The organism is Saccharopolyspora sp. (genome assembly GCF_017434145.1).
Classification (GTDB): domain Bacteria; phylum Actinomycetota; class Actinomycetes; order Mycobacteriales; family Pseudonocardiaceae; genus Saccharopolyspora_C; species Saccharopolyspora_C galaxeae.
On the sequence record NZ_JAFRFW010000933.1, the window covers coordinates 1 to 5,413 of the forward strand.

Annotated in this window: 7 protein-coding genes and 1 riboswitch; of the genes, 5 read left to right on the top strand and 2 right to left on the bottom strand. The window is 69.6% G+C overall.

Annotated elements, in window-relative coordinates; translation table 11 throughout:
* On the top strand, positions 1–1,169 hold a 1,169-nt coding region (locus IJH84_RS25185; RefSeq protein WP_295149796.1), incomplete at its 5' end, for a ComEC/Rec2 family competence protein.
* Positions 1,170–1,237: 68 nt separating this feature from the next.
* Here IJH84_RS25185 and thrC read toward each other — a convergent pair.
* Positions 1,238–2,509: a threonine synthase gene (gene thrC / locus IJH84_RS25190; protein WP_295149798.1), complete on the bottom strand. Its 1,272-nt coding sequence runs from the start codon at positions 2,507–2,509 to the stop codon at positions 1,238–1,240.
* A 12-nt stretch (positions 2,510–2,521) separates the two neighbouring features.
* Positions 2,522–2,649, bottom strand: a riboswitch (SAM riboswitch).
* Positions 2,650–2,755: 106 nt separating this feature from the next.
* On the opposite strand from thrC, the gene holA reads away from it, so the two are divergent.
* On the top strand, positions 2,756–3,739 hold the full coding sequence (gene holA, locus IJH84_RS25195; RefSeq protein WP_295149800.1) for a DNA polymerase III subunit delta: 984 nt from the start codon (positions 2,756–2,758) through the stop codon (positions 3,737–3,739).
* A gap of 73 nt (positions 3,740–3,812) precedes the next feature.
* Here the strand turns inward: holA and rpsT are convergent, their stop codons facing one another.
* A complete protein-coding gene (gene rpsT / locus IJH84_RS25200; RefSeq protein WP_200070938.1) occupies positions 3,813–4,073 on the bottom strand; it encodes a 30S ribosomal protein S20 in 261 nt (86 codons plus the stop codon).
* A 443-nt stretch (positions 4,074–4,516) separates the two neighbouring features.
* Here rpsT and IJH84_RS25205 point away from each other — a divergent pair, with 443 nt between their 5' ends.
* The 3 genes from IJH84_RS25205 to IJH84_RS25215 all read left to right on the top strand — a co-directional run.
* Positions 4,517–4,720 carry a cold-shock protein gene (locus tag IJH84_RS25205; protein WP_200070939.1) on the top strand — a complete coding sequence of 68 codons (204 nt, stop codon included), beginning with the start codon at positions 4,517–4,519 and terminating at the stop codon, positions 4,718–4,720.
* A 94-nt stretch (positions 4,721–4,814) separates the two neighbouring features.
* On the top strand, positions 4,815–5,195 hold the full coding sequence (locus tag IJH84_RS25210; RefSeq protein ID WP_295149803.1) for a VOC family protein: 381 nt from the start codon (positions 4,815–4,817) through the stop codon (positions 5,193–5,195).
* A 101-nt stretch (positions 5,196–5,296) separates the two neighbouring features.
* The coding region (locus IJH84_RS25215) for a GTP-binding protein (protein ID WP_295149805.1) at positions 5,297–5,413 on the top strand (117 nt) is incomplete at its 3' end.

Below are 5,413 nucleotides of genomic sequence, written 5' to 3' on the forward strand. Positions count from 1 at the left end.
CAGCCGTTTCCGGCGAGGTCAGCGTGGTCGCAGTGCTGGCGAACCTGCTGGCCGGGCCGGTGGTGGGGCCGGCCACCGTGCTGGGAGTGTGCGCGACGCTGCTCGCGCCCGTTTCCGGAACGCTGGCGAGCGCTCTGGTGTGGCTGGCGGGGCCGGAGCTGGAGTGGGTGTTGGCCGTCGCCCGCCATTCGGCCGCGGTTCCGGGCGCGTCGTTCGACTGGCCGTCCGGCGCTGGAGGCGGCCTGCTGCTGGCCGTGCTGGCGTTGATGTTGCTGGTGGTTCTGCGCGGCCGGATTTCGCGGATGGTGCTCGCAGCCGTGGTCCTGCTGTTCGTCGTCGTGGTGATCCCGGTACGGCATCGGGTCGCTCCGTGGCCGGTTCCCGGCTGGACCGTGGTCGCCTGCGATGTCGGGCAAGGCGACGGCCTGGTGCTGGCCACCGGGCGTCCGCACGAGGCCGTGGTGATCGACACCGGGCCGGACCCTGTGCTGATGAGCGATTGCCTGCAACGCCTGGAGATCCGTCGCATACCACTGTTGTTGCTGACGCATCTGCACGCGGACCACGTCAGCGGAGCGCCCGCGGTGCTGTCCGGCCGAGCGGTCGGCGCACTCGCCGTCGGATCGCTGCGAGAACCCGCTTGGGCTTTCCGGGAGGTGACCGCGGCGGCCCGCGCCAACCGCGTACCGGTGATGCGGCTGAGCGCCGGTCAACGAGTGCGGTGGCCGGGCCTGGTGCTCGACGTGCTCGGACCTCGCGGCGAGCTGGCGCGAACCCGCTCGAGCGAGGACGCCAACGACGCTTCGCTCGTGGTCAAGGCGACCACGCCGCACGGGCGGATCCTGCTCACCGGCGACGTGGAACTACCCGGCCAGGGGGAACTGCTGGATTCGAGGGCGAACCTGCGTGCCGAAGTGCTCAAGGTCCCGCACCACGGCTCGCGCTACACCACGCCTCGTTTCCTCGCGGCCGTAAGACCGCGGCTGGCTGTGGTCAGCGTCGGCGCGGGCAACAGCTACGGACATCCGAGCCCGCTCGTGCTCGGCGAACTGACCCGAATGGGCACCCGAGTGTTGCGCACCGACCAGTCCGGCGACGTCGCGATCGTGCAGGACGAGCAGGGCAGGCGAGCGGTCGAGCGCGGCGATCCGGTCCGCCCGGAGAACTGAGCCGAGCATCTGGACCACCGCGGCTTGCGCTCCGCGAGCCGCGCACGCGCGCGGCCCGCGGCGGACGGTCACAGACCCAGCGCCTGGTTCACCGAGTCGGTGTTCGGGGCGACGGTCGCCGTCGGGCCGACCTGGTCCTGCACGGCGTCGAGCGTCTTGAGGCCGTCGCCGGTGATCAGCAGCACCGTCTCCTCGTCCGGATCGATCTTGCCCGCCTCGATGAGCTTCTTCGCGGTCGCGACGGTGACCCCGCCCGCGGTCTCGGCGAAGATGCCCTCGGTCCGGGCCAGCAGCCGGATGCCGTCGACGACCTCCTGGTCGGTGACGTCCTCGATGGCTCCGCCGGTGCGGCGCACCGTGTCGAGCACGTACGGCCCGTCGGCCGGGGCGCCGATCGCCAGCGAGCGGGCGATGGTGTCCGGGCGCACCGGCTGCACCACGTCCTGCTGGCTCTTGAACGCGGTGGAAACCGGGGAGCACCCGGCGGCCTGCGCGCCGAAGATCTTGTACGGGCTCTCCTCGACAAGGCCGGTGTGCTGCAGCTCGCGGAAGCCCTTGTCCACCTTGGTCAGCTGCGAGCCGGAGGCGATGGGCACCACGATCTGCTCCGGCAGCCGCCAGCCGAGCTGCTCGGCGACCTCGAAGCCCAGCGTCTTGGAACCCTCGGAGTAGTACGGGCGGACGTTGACGTTGACGAACGCCCAGTCCTCGTGCTCCCCGGCCAGCTCGGTGGCCAGCCGGTTCACGTCGTCGTAGTTCCCGTCGACCGCGAGCAGCGAGCCGTCGTAGACCGCGCTCATCAGGATCTTCGCGCGCTCCAGCGTGGACGGGACCAACACCACCGAGTCCCAGCCCGCGCGGGCCGCCGCGGAGGCGACCGCGTTCGCGAGGTTGCCGGTGGAGGGGCAGGCCAGCACCCGGAAGCCGAATTCGCGGGCGGCGGCCAACGCGACCGCGACCACGCGGTCCTTGAAAGAATGGGTGGGGTTGCCGGTGTCGTCCTTGACCCAGATCCGCTTGACGCCGAGCGCCTTGGCGAGGTTGTCGGCACGCACCAGCCTGGTACAGCCGGGTTCGGTGTTCGGGTGCTCCTCGACGTTGCTCGGCACCGGCAGCAGGTGCTTGTAGCGCCAGATGGAGCGGGGGCCTGCCTCGATGTCCTCGCGGCGTACGCGGCCGAAGTCGTAGGCGACCTCCAGCGGCGAGAAGTCCTCCAGCGACACGAATTCCGGGGCCAGCGGCTGGCGATGTCCCTCTTCCTTGGACACCAATTCGACGGCCGGACCGAGGTCGTAGGCCGTCTTGGCGGTGGAGTTCGTGTGTTGGGCGGCAGCGGTCATCGCGAGGTCCTTTCCTCATCTATCCCGCGGGCGGGTCGGAATTGGCACCGAATTCTTCGACTGCCTCGCGCGAGCCGCGAATGGTCGAGATGGTTGCCGGGGCTTCTACGGGCCGTTCCCTCTGCCCCTCTGGATGAGCTATTCGGTTGTACCGGCAACGTTACGGGACGGCGCCGCACCATGGCCAGGGGCGCCCGCGCAGCGGGAACGCCCGGCAGTGCCGGACGGTCATGCGACGATGCCCCTATGAGTTCTCCGTCGGTGGTCCGCGACCCGCTGCACTTGATCCTCGGTGACGAAGAACTGCTGGTGGAGCGGGCTTTGCACGAGACGGTGGGCGCGGCGCGGGCGGCCGACCCGGAAACCGAGCTGCGCCGGATCAAGGTGAGTGAACTCACCCCCCCAGAACTGGATGAACTGCTCAGCCCATCGCTTTTCGCGGAGAGCCGGGTAGTGGCCTTGGAGGCGGCGCAGGACGCGGGCAAGGAGATCGCCGAAGCGGTTCTTTCGCACGCTCGGCAACCCGCCGAAGGGGTCGTGCTCGTCGTCGTGCACAACGGGGGCGGGCGCGGCAAGAACGCCAAGGAACTGCCCGGCGCGCTGCGCAAGCTCGACGCCCGGGTGACCGAATGCCAGAAGATCACCAAACCCGCGCAGCGGGAAGCGTTCGTGAAGGACGAGGTGCGCCGCGCCGGCGGCCGCATCGACGCCGCCGGAGTCAGCGCGCTGATCGAGACCGTCGGCTTCGACCTCCGCGAGCTGTCGTCCTCGGCTTCCCAGTTGGTGGCCGACACCGGCGGCAAGGTCGACGAGAACGCCGTGCGCCGCTACCACCGCGGCCGCGCCGAGGTCACCGGGTTCGTCGTGGCGGAGAAGGCGGTCACCGGCGACCGCGCGGGCGCGTTGGAGGCGCTGCGCTGGGCGCTGCAACTCGGTGTGGCGCACGTGCTGATCGCGGACGCGCTGGCGGATTCGGTGCGCACCATCGGACGCGTCGCCGCTTACGGCCGCGGGGATCCGTTCCGGCTGGCCGGTGAACTCGGTATGCCCGCATGGAAGGTGAAGAAGGCGCAGGCGCAGTCGCGGGGCTGGAGCAGCACGACGGTGGCCGATGCGTTGCAAGTCGTCGCCGCGCTCAACGGCGAGGTCAAGGGGATGGCCGCGGACGCCGACTACGCGTTGGAGCGCGCAGTGCGCAGGCTCGTCGACCTGCATTCCACCCGGGCTTGAGACACGAAAAACGGGGTCCGCTCCCGTTGGGAACGGACCCCGTTCTCGGATCGGCCTGCGCGAGCTGGGCCGCTCAGAGCACGTTGGCGCGCTTGGCCATCGCGGACTTCTTGTTGGCCGCCTGGTTGGCGTGGATGACGCCCTTGCTGGCGGCCTTGTCCAGGGTGCGCGCGGCGACGCGCTGCAACTCGACGGCCTTGTCCTTGTCGCCGGCGGCAGCGGCCTCGCGGAACTTGCGGATGGCGGTCTTGACCTCGGACTTGACCGACTTGTTCCGCAGCCGGTTCTGCTCGTTGGTCCTGATCCGCTTCATCGCGGACTTGATGTTGGCCACTGCTGGCGCCTCTTTCCTCGCTCGGACTCGTCGTGCCGCACTTGTACGGCGCTGCTTCCTCCGGTGCTCGAGCACCCGGCGAACGCAGCCTTCCTCCCTGGCGGAACGCCGCACGGCACGGCTGTCCATGCTAGCAACGCCGTGTCGCAGGCCCGGCTGCGGCTAGGTCTTCGGCGCATCGAGCCCGCCCGTGGCTCCCCGGGGCGGTCGGCCCTGCTGGCGGCCGGTGAAATGAGACCCACACCACCGGCGGGTCGCGGGAATGATCGGGGCGGCGGTGTGGTTGTATGAGTCGGCCGATTTTTGTGTTCGTGTTCGACACGCTCGCGAAAGTTGCGGGCGCGACTCTAGTCCCTGCGCAAGCTGGAGAGTTCGCCGTCTGGACTAGGCCCCGGTGGTCGCAGAGTGCGGCGCCGGTACTCATCCGCTGTGAGGAGACAGAGATGGCACAGGGCACCGTGAAGTGGTTCAACTCGGAGAAGGGCTACGGCTTCATCTCCCCCGACGGTGGCGGCCCGGACGTGTTCGTGCACTACTCCGCGATCGACGGCACCGGTTTCCGGACCCTCGAGGAGAACCAGACCGTGACCTTCGAGATCACCCAGGGTCAGAAGGGTCCGCAGGCCAGCGGCGTGCGCGCCGTCTGAGACCGCTGATCAACGCATCGAGCCCCGCACCGTCCGGTGCGGGGCTCGATGTCGTTCAGGGCCCGGACCGCCGCTACGGGGTACAACGGTGCGCATGGAGATCCTGAACAGCCGCATGATCCTGCGCCCGCTGGACCCGGAGCGTTCGCTGCGCTTCTACCGGGACGTGCTCGGGTTGGCGATCTCCCGGGAGTTCCCCGGTGGCACCGTCTTCTTCCTCGGCCAAGGTTTCATGGAACTGTCCGGCCAGGGCGAGCGCGGTCCGAGCCCGGACCAAGTCCTGTGGTTGCAGGTGCGGGACGTGCGCGCCGAGTACGAGCGGCTCACGCGCTTCGAGGTGCCGGTGGTGTCCGAACCCGCCCGGCAGCCCTGGGGCTTGGTGGAAGCGTGGATCACCGACCCCGACGGGATGCGGATCGCGCTGATCGAAGTTCCCGAGGACCACCCGATCCGCGCCGACCAGCGGGACACCTGAACCCCCGGGCATCCTCCGCGGAGTTGGGCATCGGCCACCGGTCGTGGCGTGGGACGATGTGCGGTGAAACCGCGCGCCCCCGAGATCCCGAGGAACACCGAGTGAGCAGCTTCGCCGATACCACCTTCACGGACCCGGAGCGCATCCGGAACTTCTGCATCCTCGCGCACATCGACCACGGCAAGTCGACCCTGGCGGACCGGATGCTGCAGCTGACC

Coding starts and splice junctions, on each gene's coding strand:
- IJH84_RS25210 (WP_295149803.1), top strand. CDS start 4,815: ATGGAGATCCTGAACAGCCGCATGATCCTGCGCCCGCTGGACCCGGAG.
- holA (WP_295149800.1), top strand. CDS start 2,756: ATGAGTTCTCCGTCGGTGGTCCGCGACCCGCTGCACTTGATCCTCGGT.
- thrC (WP_295149798.1), bottom strand. CDS start 2,509: ATGACCGCTGCCGCCCAACACACGAACTCCACCGCCAAGACGGCCTAC.
- IJH84_RS25205 (WP_200070939.1), top strand. CDS start 4,517: ATGGCACAGGGCACCGTGAAGTGGTTCAACTCGGAGAAGGGCTACGGC.